The sequence below is a fragment of the Haloarcula onubensis genome (assembly GCF_031624605.1).
In the GTDB taxonomy this organism is placed as follows: domain Archaea; phylum Halobacteriota; class Halobacteria; order Halobacteriales; family Haloarculaceae; genus Haloarcula; species Haloarcula onubensis.
Map to the genome: position 1 here is coordinate 269,450 of NZ_JAMQOS010000001.1, position 19,378 is coordinate 288,827.

15 protein-coding genes are annotated in these 19,378 nt (G+C 66.7%); 9 read left to right on the top strand and 6 right to left on the bottom strand.

The window, feature by feature from the left end; all coding sequences use genetic code 11:
- The first annotated feature begins 15 nt into the window (after window positions 1-15).
- From NDI86_RS01400 to NDI86_RS01415, 4 genes are all read left to right on the top strand, one after another.
- Window positions 16-1,125, top strand: coding sequence for a carbohydrate ABC transporter permease (locus NDI86_RS01400; protein WP_310898602.1), 1,110 nt, complete (start codon window positions 16-18; stop codon window positions 1,123-1,125).
- Window positions 1,122-2,048, top strand: a complete 927-nt coding sequence (locus NDI86_RS01405) for a carbohydrate ABC transporter permease (protein WP_310898603.1) — start codon at window positions 1,122-1,124, stop codon at window positions 2,046-2,048. The genes NDI86_RS01400 and NDI86_RS01405 overlap by 4 nt, the downstream gene beginning before the upstream one ends.
- A gap of 16 nt (window positions 2,049-2,064) precedes the next feature.
- A complete protein-coding gene (locus tag NDI86_RS01410; protein WP_310898604.1) occupies window positions 2,065-3,213 on the top strand; it encodes an ABC transporter ATP-binding protein in 1,149 nt (382 codons plus the stop codon).
- A gap of 84 nt (window positions 3,214-3,297) precedes the next feature.
- On the top strand, window positions 3,298-4,353 hold the full coding sequence (locus NDI86_RS01415; RefSeq protein WP_310898605.1) for a TrmB family transcriptional regulator sugar-binding domain-containing protein: 1,056 nt from the start codon (window positions 3,298-3,300) through the stop codon (window positions 4,351-4,353).
- A 44-nt stretch (window positions 4,354-4,397) separates the two neighbouring features.
- Here NDI86_RS01415 and NDI86_RS01420 read toward each other — a convergent pair whose 3' ends face one another.
- The 4 genes from NDI86_RS01420 to NDI86_RS01435 all read right to left on the bottom strand — a co-directional run bounded on the left by NDI86_RS01420 (window position 4,398) and on the right by NDI86_RS01435 (window position 7,823).
- A complete protein-coding gene (locus NDI86_RS01420; protein ID WP_310898606.1) occupies window positions 4,398-4,805 on the bottom strand; it encodes a DUF7992 family protein in 408 nt (135 codons plus the stop codon).
- Between the two features lie 60 nt (window positions 4,806-4,865).
- The gene (locus NDI86_RS01425) at window positions 4,866-5,462 is read right to left on the bottom strand and encodes a class I SAM-dependent methyltransferase (protein WP_310898607.1); all 597 of its coding nucleotides are present in this window, start codon (window positions 5,460-5,462) and stop codon (window positions 4,866-4,868) included.
- 142 nt (window positions 5,463-5,604) lie between these two features.
- Window positions 5,605-6,111 carry a hypothetical protein gene (locus NDI86_RS01430; RefSeq protein ID WP_310898608.1) on the bottom strand — a complete coding sequence of 169 codons (507 nt, stop codon included), beginning with the start codon at window positions 6,109-6,111 and terminating at the stop codon, window positions 5,605-5,607.
- Window positions 6,112-6,359: 248 nt separating this feature from the next.
- Complete coding sequence (locus NDI86_RS01435) at window positions 6,360-7,823, bottom strand: oligosaccharide flippase family protein (protein WP_310898609.1); 1,464 nt, start codon at window positions 7,821-7,823, stop codon at window positions 6,360-6,362.
- Between the two features lie 494 nt (window positions 7,824-8,317).
- Between NDI86_RS01435 and NDI86_RS01440 the strand changes: the two genes are divergently transcribed.
- Both NDI86_RS01440 and NDI86_RS01445 read left to right on the top strand, forming a co-directional pair.
- Window positions 8,318-9,448 carry a hypothetical protein gene (locus tag NDI86_RS01440; RefSeq protein WP_310898610.1) on the top strand — a complete coding sequence of 377 codons (1,131 nt, stop codon included), beginning with the start codon at window positions 8,318-8,320 and terminating at the stop codon, window positions 9,446-9,448.
- Window positions 9,449-9,620: 172 nt separating this feature from the next.
- Window positions 9,621-10,583: an alkaline phosphatase family protein gene (locus tag NDI86_RS01445; protein WP_310898611.1), complete on the top strand. Its 963-nt coding sequence runs from the start codon at window positions 9,621-9,623 to the stop codon at window positions 10,581-10,583.
- A gap of 530 nt (window positions 10,584-11,113) precedes the next feature.
- Here NDI86_RS01445 and NDI86_RS01450 read toward each other — a convergent pair.
- Window positions 11,114-12,205, bottom strand: coding sequence for a PGF-CTERM sorting domain-containing protein (locus NDI86_RS01450; RefSeq protein WP_310898612.1), 1,092 nt, complete (start codon window positions 12,203-12,205; stop codon window positions 11,114-11,116).
- 103 nt (window positions 12,206-12,308) lie between these two features.
- Window positions 12,309-14,657, bottom strand: coding sequence for a PGF-pre-PGF domain-containing protein (locus NDI86_RS01455; RefSeq protein ID WP_310898613.1), 2,349 nt, complete (start codon window positions 14,655-14,657; stop codon window positions 12,309-12,311).
- A gap of 322 nt (window positions 14,658-14,979) precedes the next feature.
- On the opposite strand from NDI86_RS01455, the gene NDI86_RS01460 reads away from it, so the two are divergent.
- From NDI86_RS01460 to NDI86_RS01470, 3 genes are all read left to right on the top strand, one after another.
- Window positions 14,980-17,016: a hypothetical protein gene (locus tag NDI86_RS01460; RefSeq protein WP_310898614.1), complete on the top strand. Its 2,037-nt coding sequence runs from the start codon at window positions 14,980-14,982 to the stop codon at window positions 17,014-17,016.
- Window positions 17,017-17,137: 121 nt separating this feature from the next.
- A complete protein-coding gene (locus NDI86_RS01465) occupies window positions 17,138-18,178 on the top strand; it encodes a winged helix-turn-helix domain-containing protein (protein ID WP_310898615.1) in 1,041 nt (346 codons plus the stop codon).
- 67 nt (window positions 18,179-18,245) lie between these two features.
- Entirely contained in the window at window positions 18,246-19,340 is a 1,095-nt protein-coding gene (locus NDI86_RS01470) for a DUF1616 domain-containing protein (RefSeq protein WP_310898616.1), read from the top strand.
- Window positions 19,341-19,378: the final 38 nt, after the last annotated feature.

The window sequence follows — 19,378 nt, forward strand, 5'->3', positions numbered from 1 at the left end:
GCCACTTCCAAATTTATGCGCAACCCACTTACGATACTTCGACGGCGCCTGTCCCGCGGGCGGGACGCTCGCACGGACGGTGGTGAGCGGTCCGACGGACCGCGAACCTCGCCGGAGCTTCGCTCCGACGGTGGTGAGGCGAGCGACGCGAGCCGAGGTTCGGCAGAGCTCCGCTCTGACGGCGGTACGGCGAACGCCCCGACCACCGACGAGCGACAGTCGTTCCTCTCGCGGGACTCGGTGCGCTCGGCCCCGTTCTGGCTCCCCCCGGCGCTGCTCATCGCGGTGTTCGTCTACGGCGCCATCGGCTGGAACGTCCTCCTGTCGCTGACAGACTTCACCGGGCTGGGGACGCCCGATTACAGCTCACTCGACCTCGAGAACTACGTCGTCGCCTTCTCGGGCGGGACGCCGTCGTGGTCCGAGCTGACCGTCGACCCCATCTGGAACTCCCTGGGGAACACGGTCGTACTTCTGGTCGGCTTCGCGGTGGTCTGTCTGGCGCTTGGCCTCCTGCTCGCCATCCTGGTCGACCAGGAGATACGCTTCGAGAACACGTTCCGGACCATCTATCTGCTGCCGATGAGCCTCTCCTTTGTCGTGACGGCGAAGTTCTGGCTGTACATGTACAACCCACAGACGGGGCTCATCAACATCGCGCTGGGCGCCGTCGGTGTCGGGCCGATCAAGATAATCCAGAACCCGGACCTGAAGCTGGCGGCGGTCGCCTTCGCGCTGGTCTGGCAGTTCAGCGGCTACGCCATGGTCGTCTACCTGGCCGGGTTGCGTGCGATTCCGGACAGCCACTTCGAGGCGGCCCGGGTCGACGGGGCCTCGACGGTGCGGATGTACTGGCGGGTCATCATCCCGCAGTTGCGGACGGCGACCGTCAGCGCGCTCGTCGTGCTGACGGTGTTCGCGCTGAAGGCCTTCGACTTCCTCTACTCGATGTACGGCTACCAGCCCGGCCCCTCCGCCGACATTTTGGCGACGCGGATGGTGCGTGAGGCCTACAGCAACGGCAACTGGGCGTACGGCTCGGCCATCGCAGTCGTCCTCTTCCTGATGGCCCTGGCCATCGTCGCGCCGTACATCTACTCGCAGTACAGGCGGGGTGCGCTGTGAGCTTTGGCACCTCGACGGACGAGGAGACGGGTATCGAGACCGGCTACCCGCTGCGGCGCATCGCTCTGTACGTCACGCTGGTCGCGATGGCGGTGTTCTACCTCGTCCCCATCGAGACGGGCATCATGACCTCGCTGACCGACCCGGCGACGTACTCCGGACAGTTCCCCTACCTCCCGCCGCTGGAGCCGCTGCTCTCCGACACCGGGTCGTTCTCGACCCAGCCGTGGCAAAACGCCGTGGCCTTCCTCGGTCAGGGGCTGGTCAACAGTGTCATCCTCGTCGTCCCGGCGACGATTCTCTCGGGCCTGCTCGGGAGCATGGCGGCCTACGGGCTGACGACGGTGGACTGGCGCGGCCAGATTGCCATCTACATCACCTTCGTCGCGGGCATCTTCATCCCCTATCAGGCGGTGCTGGTGCCCCTGACGCAGTTCTGGTACAACGTCGTCCCGCTGCGGACGGCGTTCCAGCCCCTGACCGTGTTGCCGTTCGTCCAGGGATACCACTGGAAACTGGTCGCGCTCATCGTCACCCACACGGCCTACGGGTTGCCTATCTGTACCCTGCTCTTTCGGGCCCACTACAAGAAGCTCTCCGACGAGATGATAGAGGCCGCCAGGCTCGACGGCGCCTCAATCTACCGTATCTACCGGCGAATCATCCTCCCGCTGTCGGTGCCGATGTTCGCCGTGGTCTTCATCTACCAGTTCACCCAGATATGGAACGACTTGCTGTTCGCGCTGACCATCATCCAGTTCGGCGACGCGTCCGTCGTCACGCAGGAACTGGTCGGCCTCGGCGTCTCGCAGTCGGGGACGAACTTCCCGCTCCGGATGGCCGGGGCCCTCGTCGCCGCGCTCCCGACGCTTTTGGTCTACGTCCTCTTCGGCGAGAAGTTCGCGAAGGGTGTTGCGGCATGACAACAGGAATCCAACAATGGCAGAACTAACACTCGACGACGTAACGAAGGTCTTCACCGAGGACGACGGCAACGAGATCGTCGCGGTCGACGACGTGAACATCGATATCGACGACGGCGAGTTCCTCGTGCTGGTCGGCCCGTCGGGCTGTGGGAAGTCCACGACCCTGCGGATGATAGCCGGTCTCGAAACGGTCACGTCCGGCGAGATTTCCCTCGACGGCCGCCGCATCAACGAGAAACCGCCCGCGGAACGGGACATCGCGATGGTGTTCCAGTCCTACGCGCTCTACCCGCACATGACCGTCCGGGAGAACATGAGCTTCGGTCTGGAGGAGTCGACCGACATGCCGGACGACGAAATCGACAGCCACGTCTCGGAGACGGCCGAGATGATGGGTATCGGCGACCTGCTCGACCGCAAGCCCGCGGACCTCTCGGGCGGCCAGCAACAGCGCGTCGCGCTGGGGCGGGCCATCGTCCGGGACCCGGAAGCGTTCCTCATGGACGAGCCACTGTCGAACCTGGACGCGAAGCTCCGGGCGACGATGCGGACCGAACTCCAGCGCCTGCAGGCCGAACTCGGCGTCACGACCGTCTACGTCACCCACGACCAGACCGAGGCGATGACGATGGGCGACCGCATCGCCATCTTGGACGACGGCGTCCTCCAGCAGGTCGGCACGCCGCTGGAGTGTTATCACGCCCCGAACAACCAGTTCGTCGCCGGCTTCATCGGCGAGCCGTCGATGAACTTCTTCGACGTGGCCGTCCGGGACGGGCGCCTCGTCGCCGACCACTTCGAGTACGAACTCACGCCCGCCCAGCGCGAGGCCGTCGGCGACGCCGACCGCGTCACCCTGGGCGTCCGCCCGGAGGACGTCGAGGTCGACGTCGAGGGCGGCGGGAGCCACGCCTACGACGTGTTCGTCGACGTAGTCGAACCCCGCGGCGACGAGAACACCACCCACCTCACCTTCGACCGCGGGGTCGACGAGCCCGAGACCTTCACCGCGACCATCAGCGGCCTGCGCCACATCCAGGCCGGCGAACCCGTGGTCGCGACGCTCCCGCCCGAGGCGATTCACCTGTTCGACGCCGAGACCGGGGTTGCTCTGCACAACCGGTCGCTGGAGACCACCGAAGTCACCGGACAGCTCACCTGACCCTGCCGTGACACCGCTACTTGCCGCCTGCGCTCGCTCGCCGCGTTCGCTGCATACTACCGTCTCCAGCCGGGAGGCCACGCCATGACACGGGAGCGCCTGCGGGAGAACCTGCGGCTGCTCGGCCTCTCCGCGAAGGAGATCGCGGTGTATCTCACTATCCTCGACCACGGGACGGTGACGGTCAGCCGCGTCGTCGACGAGTCCGACGTCTCCCAACGGCACGTCTACCAGATGTGCGAACAACTCGACGAGCGCGGTCTGGTCGTCCTCAACGACCACGTCAGGCCCTCCGTGGTTCGGGCCCAGCGAGCAAACAGCGCCGTCGGCAGCATCGAGAGTCGGCTCGACGACCTCGCAGCCGACATCGAGAGCGAACTCGCCGACCGGGAGGTCGCGGACCTGGAGGTCGAACTCATCAAGGCCGGTCAGACCCTCGCCAAACGCTGCCGACGGGACGTCGACTCGGCCGAGGAGGAAGTGTTCTTCTGCCTGCCCGCCGCCGTCTTCGACCGCTTCGCGGACGCGCTGGCCGACGCCGTCGACCGCGGCGTCGCCGTCTACGCGCTCGTCACCGACCCGGGACTCGACGGGTTCGACGCCGACGAACTCGCCGGCCGGGTGACGCTGGGGCGCACCTGGCCCCACGAACCGCGCCCGCTGTTGACCGTCGACCGGGAGCGACTGGTGCTCGACGAGCCGAAGCTACTCGTCGGTGCCACCGAGGGTAGCGCCATCATGCTCACGCGGTCGGCCGTCGCCGCCAACCTCTTCAGCACGTATCTCAGCAACTTCTGGCAGATCGCCACGGAGGCGTACTGCTGTGAGCGCGAGCCGCTCCCGCGGACCTACCCGACGCTTCGCAACGCGCTGCTTCAGGCGACGCTCCACGACCGCGCGGGGGTCGACCTCACCGCGACCATCACCGGGGAGTCGACGGCTACCGGGGACATCGTCGAGCTGTCGTCGGTCCCTATCGTCGAACTTCGACAGGGACTCATCGACCCCTTCACCAACGAGTTCCCCGTCGAGAACAGCATCCGCGTCGAGCACGAGGGCCGGGTGGTCGCTATCGGCGGCGCCAACGCCGTCATCGAGGACTACGAGGCGCTCGACGTCCGGCTCGAACGGGCCGAGTAGTCGGTTCGCTGCCGGTTCCGGGGGCCCTCGCCACGCGCGGGCGCCTAGGTTCGATATTCGCGCTCCAGGCGCTCCGAGACGGTCCGTCCCAGCGAGTCGAGTCCGCCCTTGACCTCGTCGACGTCGGCGTCGGTGGCGAGCGCCTCCCGCATGTCGTCTGAGAACTGCGGGAGGTGATACTCGACCGCCTCGGTGGCCGGGTCCCAGTAGAAGTCGAGCTGTTCGAGGAGGCCGTGGCGGACGAGTAACTCGAACTCGCTCTCGCCGAGGCTCGTCTCCGCTGCCCACGCCTCGAACCCGTCGGCCCACGCGCCGGCCTCCAGTATCGACTCCAGTTCGTCGCGCCGGTAGTCGTCGTCGTCCGATTCGGGCGGTGATACGTTGTCGTACCCTCTCCCGGGCGCTCCCTGGGACTGGGGCGGCGGGTCGGGGACTGACACATCGAGCGACATGCAGAAATGTTGGCTTCCCAACTGTAAATGCGCTGGGGCACCGCTTCGGGCCGCGCTAGCTCACCCCAAGCGAGCGAACGCGAACTCCGTGGCGCTGCCCAGCGGGTCGTCGGCCGTCTCCGTCCACACTTCGGCGAAGCCGGCCGCATCTAGCTGGTCGAGCGTGGCCCGCCGACCGGGCGCCGAGAAGAACATCGACCCGCCCATCCACCCCCGGCGGACGGTCTCGAAGGCTCCACCGGGCAGCGTCAGGAGGGCGACGCCGCCGGGCCGCAGGACGCGGGCGAACTCCCGGTACACCTCGGGGTGGCGCTGTCTGGGGACGTGAAAGACGGCGTGGTAGGCGGTGACGCCGTCGACGCTGTCCTCGGCGACGGGCAGGGCGGTCATGTCGCCCTGTACGAGTCCCGCGTCGGGCACCGTCCCGGCCGCCAGTTCCAGCCCTCGCCGGGAGAAGTCGAGCCCCACGGCGTCCGCGGGGAGGTTCGCCAGCGTCCGGGCGCCGTCGCCACAGCCGACGTCGAGCACCGTGGGATTCGCCGGCAGTTCCGCCAGCAGCTCCTCGATGAGGTCGGCGTCCGAACCGCCGGGGTCCCGACGGGCCGCGTACGTTTCGGCCACCTCGTCCCAGGCCCGCCGCACCTCGTTTCTGTCCATGTCCGGGCTAGGGACGCGTCTGGCATGAGTCGTTTGGCGAGTCACCGTTCCCAGACGGAACGCCCTGCTCGCACGCCCCCGTGGAACGGTATGGGCAGCGATCACCGGGCCCGCGCCGTCGGCGCGGATAAAGCGCCGGTCGCTACTCCAGCACCGACCGGGGCCGTTTCAGGTAGAACTCCTGGTCCATCGCCCGCTGGTAGAGTTCGAACAGCGTCTCGACGGCGCCCTCGTCGGGCGCGAACTGGATGTGGGGCGCGACGTGGTAGGACTTGGCGCCGGTCAGGAAGAAGTACAGCGTCCGGAAGTGGGCCGGCGTCACGTCGACGACGCCCAGTCGGTCGCCGTCCAGGTCCCCGGAGAAATCCGAGAGCATCGTCGCGATGTCGTCGTGCAGCCGCTCGTCGGGGCGCTCCAGCGTCGTGCCGAAGGTCTGCTCCAGAAACTCGCTGGTCGCCCGCATGAACGGGTTCGAGTCGATACCGGTCGGGTCGACGGCGGCGAACGTCTCGTAGAGGGAGAGCAGCGCGGTCAGTTCGGCCTCGGTCACGGCGACCGGCCGCACCGGCTCGCCCTGTGGCAGTCCGTAGTCCGGAAATGAGAAGGAGCTGGGGTCGGGCACCTGCCCGAAGACGCTGTCGAGACTCATAGCGGGTCTATGACGGCGGACGGTCTAACTGTTGGGGCTTCGCCGGGGTCAGCTTCCCTCTTCGGCCGACGTCGCGTCCAGTTCCGGGACGGAGATGAGGGGCCGCCCGTCGTCGAGCGCCCGCTGGCCGCTGCCCCGCGGACGCCCCTCTCGTCTTCAACCGACTTCCTGACGCGCACCCTGGGCTGTCTCGACGCCCGGCCAGTCGCCGTCCGGCCAGGTGACCGTCACCGGCGGAGACAGCGGAGTTACGCGACGAACTGTCGGAGCTTCACCACTTCCGTCTGGTCGATCTCGCCGATGACGTAGAGCACGGCGAAATAGAGCGCGCTCCCAGCCGCCGCCGTGACGAACGAAGCCGGGACGCTGTAGCTGCCTGTCGCATAGAGCGCGACGGTCGGCAGTGCCATGAGCATCCCGCTCAGAACTGCATTTCGCAACGAGACCCGCGGAAATCGCCACGAGATGTACCGCTTCGACAGTACGAGAGCGAAGGCGCAGTAGAGACCGTAGCTCACCATCGTCGCCACCGCGGCGCCCGGATATCCGAAGGCGGTGATAAGCGGGACGTTGAGGGCTATGTTCAGCCCGATAATAGTGATAATCCCGTAGGACAGGAGCCCCGTCTTCTCCTTTATCTCGACGACGACCTGTACGAGATTCCCGAGCGACCAGAGGAACAGACCGACGGCGACGAGCGGGATGACGACGTAGCCGGCCGTGAAATCGTCTCCGATGAGGAGCGTACTCACGGTCTGGCTGAGAACGGCGACCCCGACCAGCGCGGGGATTCCAAGCAGGGCGAAGTATCTCGTGAACGTGTTGAGCAAGTCCGCGATCTCGCGTTCGTTGTCCTCCTCCCAGGAGTCGATGATGATGGGTGATATCGCGTTTGTCAACGGGGTGTAGACGAGTCTGAGCCCTCGGTCGACCAGCATGTAGTTCGACGAGTAGATACCGACTGCGGCACTGCCGGCCAGCACTTCGAGTAACACACGGTCCGCCTGGACGAGAAACGCGTCGCCGATGATAAAGCCGACCATCGGGACGCCGTAGCTAAACAGCCGGCCGACCGTCTCGCGGTCGAACAGCGGCGCCGCCCGGAGCTGTTTCGAGGTGGCGAACGCGAGCGCGCAGGCGACGGTCATGCCGATCGCTGCCGCCCAGACCCAGCCGACGATGTGGTCGAGGACGAAGACGGCCAGCACGATAGCGAGGCCGACCTCGACGACCGCCCGTACCAGTCGAAACAGCGTGACACGCTGTGAGTCAAGCACTGACCGGAAGAAAGAGAGCAACACCTGGAGGCCGCCCCGAGCGAGTGCCAGCGCCAGTGCCGCGAAATAAAAGACCGCGTACGGGCCGAGGCGGTCACTGAACAGGAGGTAGCCCCCGCCGGCCACCACCAGTAACACCAGCGTAATACCGATATACAGTGAGAACGTGTTCCTGATGACGACCTCCTCGTCCAGCTGTGGCGCGTACCGCAGTACCGAATAGTTGAGCCACCCGTACAGGAGCGTGCTGATGATGCCGGCAACTGCCAGCGACAGCGAATACCGTCCAAACATGCTCGGGTTGAACGTTCGCGTGAACAACATCAGCGCCCCGAGAGAGAGTATCGCAGGAACGATGTGGGCGACAGAGTATAAACTCAGGTCGTGGAGGAACTGTTGCACTCGGCCACTTATCTGTTCGACGTTACTTTCCACTACTCTTACCCGGCAGCCACGAGGGTATAATTACCCACTCTATACTGTAATACATACCGGCTCGGTCCCGAACCCCTATCCGAATCGGGGCGTCCGCGATACGGTTGGCGGGCTCGCCGCGAACTGGGACGGTGCCCGACAGGGGCACCGCTCGCGACGGCCGCCGTCGCGAATCGAGACTATGAGCGACTGAACCCCGCTCGGTTTCGGCGTACTTACTCCGAATCGGACGGCCAGCGACGCGTTCATACCAGCTGGACAGACGGTGAAACAATCCACAAGTCGTCACGATATAAGGAGTAACTGGTACACAAACTTATTCAACAGACGTGTAATAAACGGTAAGGAGCTTCTTCTGCGGTGGTAGAGTGCAACTACGCTTAATTAAGGACATCCTATACCATCGGGTGGATGTATCAGACCTACCGGCCTGAAGCCGTTGCAAGCCTTCGCTGGCGCACCGCGATTCCGAGACAGCCCCTCGGTGGTACACAATGAAACACGGTGCGTATCTCATTACCGAATCCGAGGTCAGCGGGATAGAGGACGAGTGGTTCAACGGGTCGACTATCGACCTGGTAACCACCACCTATACGGAGGGATTCCACGACGCGATCGGTATCACGTGGGAACCCGGTGCCGGCGCCTCGGAGAAGCGACGGTCGCTTCAGCGGACGTTCGGTGAGACCGACCGTCGGATGATTATCGCTTACGAGTTCGCCGGGGAAAACCGCGGCGCGTACGGCCCGCCGGCCAACGGCGAGTTCGACAGCGAGTACCGGCAGTTCGCCCGCGACCTCGTCAGCCTGGGAATGGGCGACTCCCTCATCGCCCCGAACCACGAGTTCAACCTGAACTGGGGCGCAAAGTCGGCGATGGACGAACCCGAGAACTACCGAGACGGGTACGCCCGCTGTGTACGGGAGATGCAATCGGTCGACGGCGCCGACTTCACCTTCTGTTACGCTCCGGCTCGCAACAGACTCGGCGTCGCTCCCGAGGCGTGGCCAGTCCAGTCCGAATACTGGCCAAGCGGCGAGGAGCCGCCGGTCGTCATGCCGACGTTCTACGACGCGGGACAGACGTATCCCGACGACCTCTCTACGCTCAGCGACGAGGAACTGGAGCAACTCCGCGACCAGATATGGCGCGAGAAACACAAGCCCGTTCTGGACATGTGGAACGACTTCGCCACGTCGCGCAACGCCTCGCTTGGCTTCCGTGAATGGGGCGTCGGCGACGACGCGTACTACAACCCGGCCGGCGGTGACAACGCCGAGTTCATCCACAGGGTGTTCGACTACATGCGAAACAACGGTGTCGAGTACCAGGCCTACTGGAACGCCGAATCGGCGGGTGGTGGCACCCACCGGCTGTGGCCCGAGGAAGACACGACCCTCGATGCCGCCGGGCAGGCGTTCAAAACGGAAGTGCTGGTCGACCTCGGTGAGACGACCGACAACACGACCGACGACACGACCGGCGGTTCCGATACCAACACTCTCGGCGGCTACCAGCAACCGTCCCCGGGGACGGTGGACTGGCACGTGCCGCTGAACGAGAACTTCAGTGACATCGAGGCGGACATCAAGGCGCTCGACGAACGGTTGAAGAACCTCGAATAGACGCCCCTCGCGTCCAAGGTAGGCGAGTTCCCACCCGTCCGTCCAGCGTGTTCGCAGTCGGCCACAGCACGAATCGGCACGGTACCGCTCTCCTGTTCTTTCCGTGCCCTCGTCCGACTGGCATCGGTTATAGAGCGGATAAATTTATAGGCGAGATTGTAACAGACGGTCGATGTCGAACTCGAGTTATGTCCCGGACGCGGTCTCTTCTCGGCTTCCGGGGACCCAACGGCTGGAACAGACGGCCGACGCGTTCTTGAAGGTCGTTTCGTCCTGGCTTCCCCACGGAACCGATATCTTCGAACGCGATTGGGACGTGCTGGTGATTCTCGACACCTGCAGAGCCGATGCGATAGCGCACGTGGCGTCGGAGTACGACTTCGTCACGTCCGGTACGTCGGTGTGGTCCCGCGGAAGTGCGACGCGCGAGTGGGTTCCCCACACGTTCACGGCGTCGAACCTGGACGAGGTCAGAGACACCGCGCTCGTCACGGCGAACCCCACCAGCAGGTGGGGGCTGGGACACGAGGCGGAACCGGAGTGGCCGGAATTCGCAAAGCGGCTCACGGGCTGGGACACCGTCGAACCGACCGACTTCGAGGAACTCGACGAGGTGTGGCGATACGGGCCGACGAACCCGTACAGCGGGACTGTCGTGCCCGCTGCGGTCACGGACCGTGCGATTTCGACGTGGCGGTCGACCGCAGCGGACAGGATGATCGTACACTATCTCCCGCCACACCAGCCCTACGGTCACAGCGCACTCCGCGAGAACCGTCCGCTGAAAGACATCGAGAAGTCGCCGTGGCAGGCCCTGAAAAACGGGACTCCGAAGGAAGACGTCTGGGACCTGTATCTCGAGGAGCTCCGGTCCGGACTCGATAGCGTGGCGACCCTGATCGAGGACATCGAGGCCGACGACATCGTCATCACCGCCGACCACGGCGAGGCCTTCGGTGAGTTCGGTCTGTACGCACATCCGATGATTCCAATCCCCGCGCTCCGGGAAGTCCCGTGGATAGAGACAACCGGACAGGGTCGCGGTGAATACTCCCCCTGGGTCGAGCCGTCTACTGCGGATACTGACGTAGAAGACGCTGTCGAGGAGCAACTCGAGATGCTCGGCTACCGCTGACGACGGCCTGTTCGCGCCACTGTCCTGGTCCGAAGCGAGGGCGCGGCGTCCGCTCCTCACCGCAGGCCGGGGAGGTTCGACCCGCCGTTCCCGGACACGGAACCCGAATTGAGACGCCTGACGCCGACGTTGACCGCCGATTGCAACCGTCGCCGGCTTCGAACGGGTCGACTCCGACGCCGTCGATACGCACTCGCGCTCTGTGGGCCACGTATCGATGCACTCTGATTCGATAGTGCCCCTCTCGGACTCTGTTGTGGACAAACCAGAGCCCACTCACTTACATAGGTCGTATCTATCGCTCACTGAAGAGATACGCTCTCGTCTTTGTAGAATATGAACTCATATTCGCTCTACTTATCTATTCATACACTCTCGAACCGGTACTCTGTAGATAGAGTTGCTGTCCCGGCGAGATACCTGCTCTTGAGTCCGGAAACTAGACGTGAATCGGCCGCTACGAGCCAGTTCGCGCTGTACCGTCTCTCCGCTGGCCCGTTTGTGGCGATATCGGTCGAGATAGGGGCCAGTCACCGACGACGCCCTATCGCAACCGCGGCCAGCAACGCGAGCAGCGCCAGTCCGACGGTGAAGCCGGGCCCGGACCCGTCCGTGGTCGGTGTCGTCCCCTGCGTCACCGGTGCGATGACGTTCCCGCCGTCGGTAACCGTCTCGCTTGCCGGCGATTCGCCGCTGCCCTCCTCGCCCGTCGCCGTGGCCGGGGGTTCTGCCGTGGAGGTCTCGCCGGGGTCCGTCGCCGTCTCGGTGGACGCTGGCGTGGGCGTCGGTTCGTCGGCCGGAGTGGTCGGCTCGTCGTCCGACTCGCTGTCGTCACCGCCGCCGCCGGCGGCTCCGCCCCCGGTGGTGTCGCCGTCCCCGTCGCTCGACTGTTCGGCTGTCGGGGTGCCGTCGGTGACCGTCAACGTGGCCGTGTCGCTGACACCGAGTATCTCGGCCCGCTGGCGCACCGTCTCGTTGCCCCGGACGAGCACGTAGACGTTGTAGCTCCCGGCCGCCAGCCCGTCGGTCGACACCGTCGTCTCGTAGGTGCCGTCGTCGACCCGCGTCATCGACTGCTGGACCGCCACGTCGTCGTTGCCGACGACGACCTCGACGCGGTCGAGCGCGGAGTGTCTCTCGACCGAGCGCTCGGTGACCGTCGCGCGAATCGTCGCCGTTTCGCCCGCCGTGACCTCGTTGGACGACGGGACGGAGACGTCGTAGCCCGCGACGACGATTGGGTACACCGCGACGACGTTGCCGTTGTCCTCGATGGTCGCGACGTACGTCCCAGCCTCCTCGGGGCCGAAATACGAGAACGTGTGGTCCGTGCTGTTGGTCTTTCGCTCGCTGCTGATGAGCTGGTTGTCGGGGCCCCGGAGATTGACGTTGTAGGCGGCGCCCGCGGGCACCGTGGTCGTCACTGTGACGCTCCCCCCAGCGGTGATGCGACTCACCGCGTCGATGGTGTACTCCTGTCCCTCGTAGTTCACCGTCTGGGTCGGCGTCTCGATGGCGTCGGACCCGGAGAGCGCGTAGCCGTCGGCGCCGCTCCCGACCGCGACGAACGCCGCGATAGCGAGGACACAGAGCCCGACGGTCCGGGTTCGGTTCACGGCCATGTAGCCTCGTTCGCTGGCGGGGCACTCATGTCTTTGGTTGCACATATTCGCCAGGTCGTGCAGTCGCCGACTCGTCGACCGCGAATCGGGAGACCAGCGCGACTCACTCCTGCTGTTGCTCCCTGAGGCTGTAGGCGGCCGCGCCGAGGAGGGCCAACACCGCGACGACCATGAGGATGGTGAGCGGCTGTATCCCGCCGGGCTCGACGCCGCCGGCCGCCTGTCCCCCGTCCTGTGTGGGCCCGCCGGTCGGCGTCGGTGACGGTGTCGCGGTGGCCGGCTGGGACGGGGTCTGGGAGACGGTTAGCGACCCGGCGGCGACGCCGCCGACGCCGACCGTGTAGTTCCCCGGCTGGTCACGTGTGAGCGAGAAGGTCTCGGTCGTCGCGTTCCCGGCGGCCACGCTGACCGTCCGGCTGTCGACTTGTTCGCCGTTGGCAGTGAGGTCGAGGGTGACGGTTCCAGCCACGTCGCCGGTGTTCGCGACCGTCGCCGTCACCGTCACCGCCTCACCGGGGGCGGCCGACCCCGACGAGAGGCTCGCCTCGCGCACCGAGACGGACGGCTCCGCGGTGCCGATTGCGAACCACGAGAAGCCCGGCGTGTCCGCGCGGTAGTCGTCCCCGCCCAGATGGGTCGTCTCGATGGGGTTCCACGAGCCGTCGTGGTACCGGTACATGACCACGTTCTCGGGTGTCGCGCCCAGTTCCGACAGGCGCTGCTGGGAGACGGTGAAGGTGAACGAGCCCTCGGTCGCGTCCGGCCGCGGCAGGTTGTCGAGGCCGACGTTCACGTAGCCAAGCGTCGACGAGGCCCGCTCGTTGACCGGGGTCCCGTCTGTCGGCTGTGCCGCCGACGCGACGCTGATGCGGACGTTGCTGGCGCTGCCGGCGCTGGTCACGTTCACCCGCTCCAGGCTCGTCACCGCGCTGGAGTCGGCCGTCTCGGGGAGGGGGAGGACGATGCGCTGGTTGACGCCCACGTTCGGGACCGTGGCGACCAGGCTCCCGTCGAAGGACTGGCTCGGCGTCGTGACTATCGGTCCGGCGTCGACCGGTGGGGCGCCGCCGCCACCGCCGCCGCCACCGCCACCGCCGCCGGTATTGCCACTCCCACCGTTGTTGCCGCTGTTGCCGCCACCACCGCTACGGGCCGCGAGTTCGACGGTTCCGGTGGTCGTGCTCATCCGGGACTCGTTGGAATCGAGCGTGGAGACGACGACGTAGCGGTAGGTCCCCTCGGAGAAGTTTCCGAAGGTGTCGACGCTGACGTCGGTGACTCGGTCCGCGCCGGCCCGGGCCGTCACCGAGGCGTCGATTCGCTCGTACTCGCTGGGCGACGCGCCGCCGTTCGTAATCGGATTGACGTTCGGGTCGTCGAGGCCGGCCTCGTCGGCGAAGAAGTCGACGACCGCGCTGGCCGCCACCGGCCGACGGACCAGCCCGTCTGTCAGGTCGTTCCCGTTGAGCGTCAACCCGTCCTCGACGTCGGCGACGCCGTTGACGCTCCCGATGGAGTGTTCAAGCTCCGCACTCTCCGTGAGGTCGAAGTCGGAGCCGAGTTCGGACTCGTCGACCACGAGGTCGAAGCGAGCGTCCTCGAACGTGCTCGCGTTGTACACCGCCACGGCGTGGGTTATCTCCCCCTCGCGATCCGGTGCGAACGCGTCGGTCGTGTCGATATCGAAGGTCAGGTTATCGCCCGGCTCCGCGTTTTCGGGCGTAGTCACGCTGGTCCGGCCCGCCTGAACGTCTAGTTTGTCCATCCCGATGACGATCACCTCGCCGTCGACGCTGACGTTGCCCGCGTCGGTCTCGAAGCCGTCACGGCCGTCTTCGTGGACGGCCGCGAAGACGACGTACTGGCCGGGGCCGAACGTCGTCGTCTCGCTAATCTGTCCGCTGCTATCGAGCGTCCCATCGTCTTCGAGGACTCTGAACGACGCGTTCGCGTTCGCCTTCTCGACATCGGAGAGCAGGGCGAACGCCTCGCTCGTCGACGGGACGGATTTACCCGCCTGGGGCGTGAGCCGCGCGGCGACTATCTGGACGTTCTCCTGGCCGCTCAGCGGGTCGAACGTCGGGCCGGCCGTCGCCTGCCCCGCCCGGAACGACACCGTGACTGGCTCGCCGCTCTCGTGGACGCCGATGGGGTTCAACTCGTTGTCGTACTCGTGTATCAGCGACTTCGATTCGGTGCCGTCGTTACCGTCGGTGAAACTGCCCTCGCCCAGGGTCTGTCCCAGCACCGTCTGGGGAGCCGGAATCGCGGTCGCCGCGTCCGTATCGACCGTCCGAAGCGTGTAAGCCGCTCGTTCCCAGGCGTTGACCTGACCGTCGCCGGTCACCTCGAACACCTGTGACTCGGGGACGTTAGAGGGCGAGTCGTCGGTCGAACCGCCGCTCTGCTGGGCCGCCACTGTGGCGCCGGGCGCGACCGTTCCGACGACCACTCCGATAGTTAAAATAATGACAATAGAGCGACTAACTGAGCTCATCTGAACTTAGTTTGATATATGGACAGAGGGTAATGAAGCTTGCCCATTCGCTGATTTCAGCGCTCGTATCACGTGTTTATCTCCGACTGGCGGTCAAACTAGAACGGATATAGTGCTGTAACAGAATCTGTCTCCGATAGACGACTGCTTGCGTTACAGACGTTGCTAGTTATACATCGTTGATAGTCATCTGCTTATCTATTTCGCGTGTGTCTTACGTGCAGGCTTTTGCCACACAATACGTGGCTTTTTCACTGCTCCTTCCCTTCGCGTTCCTGTGCAACCGACCGGGTCCCACCGCTTGCCTGCCGTTCTGGCTGCGGCCACGGCCGCGGTGGCGCTGCTCGTGCTAGCGACTACGGCAGGGGTCGATGTGGCCCACGCCGACGCTCAGTCCGAGGCGGCCGCCCAGCAGACGCCCGCCAACAACACCACCGTCCAGCACGAGCGCCCGAGCGAGGCCGCCGAGAGCGGCGACGCGGGACGGGTGAGCCAGTGGCTCGAACGCCGACTCGCGAGCCGGCTGGGCGGGAGCGCCATCAACATCTCACAGGGGCAGTACGAGCGGGCCCGCGGCGCTCTGAGCGAGGGCTACGAGTCCCGCCTCGACCAGTACGTCTCCGTCGCCGGCGAGACGGAGAGCGACGCCGACGACCGGGCCACCGAGACGTACCGCGAGGCCCAGCAGGACCAGCGGGCGTACGCCAACGCCACCCAGGCGTACCGCGAGACCTACGAGGAATACGAGCGAGCGCGGCGCAACGGGAACACCACCGCGGCCCGACGGGCCGCCCGGGAACTGGAGCGCCTCTCCGAACGCGTCGAGGGACTCAACTCGTCGCTCCAGCGCGAGTACGCGACGCTGACGAACCGGACGGACGTAGAGACCGACGAATCCCGGACCGCGCTGGCGAACACGACGACGGGTATCGCCGCCCAGCAGGACGCCGTGCGGGCAGCGACCTTCGTGGAGACGACCCTGACCGCGCGGACGAACGCCTCGACCGTGGCGTTCGACAGCCCCGTCACGGTCGCGGGTCGACTCCGGTTGGCCAACGGTACGGCGCTCGCGAACGCCACCGGCCGCCTCGCCGTGGCCGACCGGACCTACCCGGTCACCACCGATAGCGAGGGGCGTTTCGCCGTCTCCTATCGCCCGGTCTCGCTCCCGGTGAACGCGACCAGCGCCCGCGTCCGGTTCCTGCCGGCCACGACATCCGTCTATCTCGGTTCGGCGAGCGCCGTCTCGGTCGCCGTCAGGCAGGTCACCCCGCGCCTCGAACTCACGGCCACGCCGACCGGCGGCGGGTTCGGGGACCCGCTCACGGCGACCGCGGTCGCGACGGTCGACGGTCGGCCGGTCCCCTCGCTGCCGATTCGGGCCCGACTCGGCGACACCGTCGTCTCGGGGCGCACCGACACCTCGGGTCGCGTGACGCTCTCGCCGCGGGTGCCGGCCGCGCTCCCGCCGGGCGAGCGCTCGCTTCGGGTGGCTCACGCCCGCTCGGCCGTCGCGGTCGGCCCGAACGCCACGGCGACGACGGTGACGGTCACCGAGAGCGAGACCGACCTGACCGTCGCCGCGACGAACGAGGGGCGGCTCCGCGTTCGGGGCCGGCTTCAGACGACCGACGGCGACGGTATCGGGGGCCGGCAACTCAGACTCTCACTCGACGGAACGAACCGCTCGGTCACGACGAACGCGACCGGCTGGTACCGACTGACCGTGGCGAACGCCTCGACCCTCGACGGGGCGAGCAACGGGACGCTCGCCGTCCAGGCGCGCTTCGACGGCGACGGGACGAATCTCGGGGACAGCCGCGCCGAGACGAGTGTGGCACTCGCCTCGGGGGCAGGCGGTGAAGCAGACTCGAGCCCGCCGCTCGTCCTCGGCGGCGTGGTCGTCGGCGTCCTCGTCGTCGCGGGCGTGGTCGGCTGGTCCCGACGCCAGCGCGGCCGTGTGAGTTCCGAGCCAGGGACGACGGCCCCGGAGCCGACGCCCACGGGCGCGGAGACCAGTGCCCCGTCCGAGACGTGGCTCGACCGCGCGCGGTCGGCGCTGGCCGCGGGCGACGACGAACGCGCTATCGTGACTGCCTACGGCGCCGTCCGCCGGCACCTCGACCGGGACGCCGGCCTGGCGCCCACGCTGACACACCGCGAGTTCGTCGCCGCCGCCGAAGGCGAACTCGCCGACGACGAGGCGCTCTCGACGGTCGCCACAGCCTACGAGCGGACGACGTTCCTCGGCGAGCCCGACAGCGCCGACGCGGCCGCGGCCGTCGACGCCGCGGCCGCGTTGCTCGCGTCGTGACCTCCCCAGGTCTCGACGGCTCCTTCACTGACTTTCCCTCTCGATTCCCCGCCCGTCTGGTGTCAGAATCGCTAAAATATATGGTACATGACGTTACAGATACGTACGTAGCTATTGTAAAATGAGCGAAGCGAAAGAGCGCACACCGCGCCCGAAGTCGATGCGCCACAAGCGGATTCTCGACGCGGCCGCCGAGGACCCCAGCGCGTCGATCGAGGACCTGGCCCGCCTGGTGCCGAGTGCGACGCCGGACCTCGTCGAGCGGGTCCTCGAGGAGTACGGCGACCCCGCCGAGGAGGGCGATGCCGAGGGGCACGCGGGGGACGATTCGGCGTCGAGTGACGGCGAGGGCACCGCGACGACCACTTCGGTTCCGAGCGACGGGGAGACTCAGTCGGACGGGCCGCCGGGTGCGGGCGCAGACGAGACGACAGCTATCGAGGGGGAGCCAATGAATACAGCTGACGAACCGACGGAGGGGGATTCGGACATCGACGAACCGACCACAGGGGCGAACGCGACTGGCGGTGCCGCCGACGCGTCCGGGACGACCGGCGACGGCGTCGACCCCGACGCTCTCACGCCCACCGAACGGGAGACGCTCCGTGCGATTCAGGCGAATCCCGAGGCCACCCAGCGGACGCTCGCCGAGGACCTCGGCGTCTCCGCCGCCACGGTCAGCCAGCGCGTCAACGGCATCGAGGGGTTCGAGTGGAGCGAGCGAGCCGCGTTCGTCGCGGGCCTGTTCGACACCGACGCCGTCTCGCCGCCGTCACGGCCGTCGGGTGGGGACACTCCCGAGACGACCGGCGAATCAGGTACGGAGGCGGCCAGCGAGTCGAGCGTGGCGCCGGCCGAGGAATTAGGTACAGCAGCGACTGACGGCTCGACGCCGGCGACGACCGACGAGTCGGGCACAACCAGGGCGGGCGAACCGGGCACGGAGACGACCGACGGGTCCGGGAGAGCGACGACCGACGGGGCCGTCGCCGAGCGGCTGCGTGGGCTCGAAGCGCAGGTCGAGGCCCTCGCCGAGCAACGGACGACACAGCCGGCCTTCGAGGACCCCGAACTCGTGGCCAAGGTCGTCCGAGCCTGTCTCGACGCCGAGGCCATCTCCGCGGACGAGGAGCTCGAAATCATCAGCACTCTCGTGACGTGATAGCGCCGTCGGCCGTTCACTCGCCGACCGAGGCTTTTTTGCGTGACTGCTGCCTTGCCACCGCTACATGGCTTCTCGACGGCCGGTCCGTGTGCGCGTGCCCGTGGTCCTCCGGGAGTTGCCGGCGGACCTCGCGGCGGTGCTCGGACTGGTCGTCCTGACGAACCTCGTCGTCTTCCTCCCGGTCGTCCGCGAGACGCCGCTTCGCATCGCCTTTGGACTCCCGCTGACGCTCTTTCTCCCGGGCTATGCCCTCGTCGCGGCGCTGTTCCCGGAGGCCGGCGAGTCACCGACCGACGAGACAACGGACCCTCCCCCGACGGCCGACGCTGCTGGGACGGCGACGGACGGCGAGGACGGCACGATGGCTGCTCTCTCGGACCGGGGCATCGACGGTATCGAACGCGTCGCCCTCTCCTTCGGGCTGAGTATCGCCGTCGTCCCCCTCATCGGGCTGGTGTTGAACTTCACTCCCTGGGGCATCCGACTCGTCCCCATCATGGTCGCCGTCAGCGGCTTCACCGTCTCGATGGTGGTACTGGCCGCCCAGCGCCGCCGGGAACTGCCAGCCGAAGAGCGATTTTCGGTGCCCTATCGGCAGTGGCTCGACACCGGGCGGGCGGAACTGCTCGAACCCGACACACGCGCCGATGCAATCTTGAACGTCGTGCTCGTCTGCAGTATCCTGCTTGCCACCGGCAGCGTCGCCTACGCCGTCGCCGTCCCCAAACAGGGCGAGTCGTTCTCGGAGTTCTACCTCCTGACCGAGAACGAGAGCGGTGACCTCGTCGCCGACGACTACCCCACGGAGTTCCAGCCCGGCGAGAGCCGCCAGCTCACGGTCGGTATCGGCAATCAGGAACACGAACGAGCGAACTACACCGTCGTCGTCGAACTCCAGCGCGTCGACGTGGTCGACAACGAGACGCGGGTGCGCGAGGCCACCGAACTCCGTCGGTTCCGGCCGACGCTCGCCCACAACGAGACCTGGCACCGCCAGCACACGCTGACGCCGCGGATGACAGGCGAGCGCCTGCGGCTGCAGTATCTGCTGTATCGCGGCGAGCCCGCGACGCCGCTGAACCGCTCGGCGGCCTACCGGGAAGTCCATCTGTGGGTTACCGTCACCGACGGGGCGGCTGACAATTCGTCTCTCGGCTAACTGCTCGGCCCGGTGCTAGGCGCTAGACTCGGCACTAG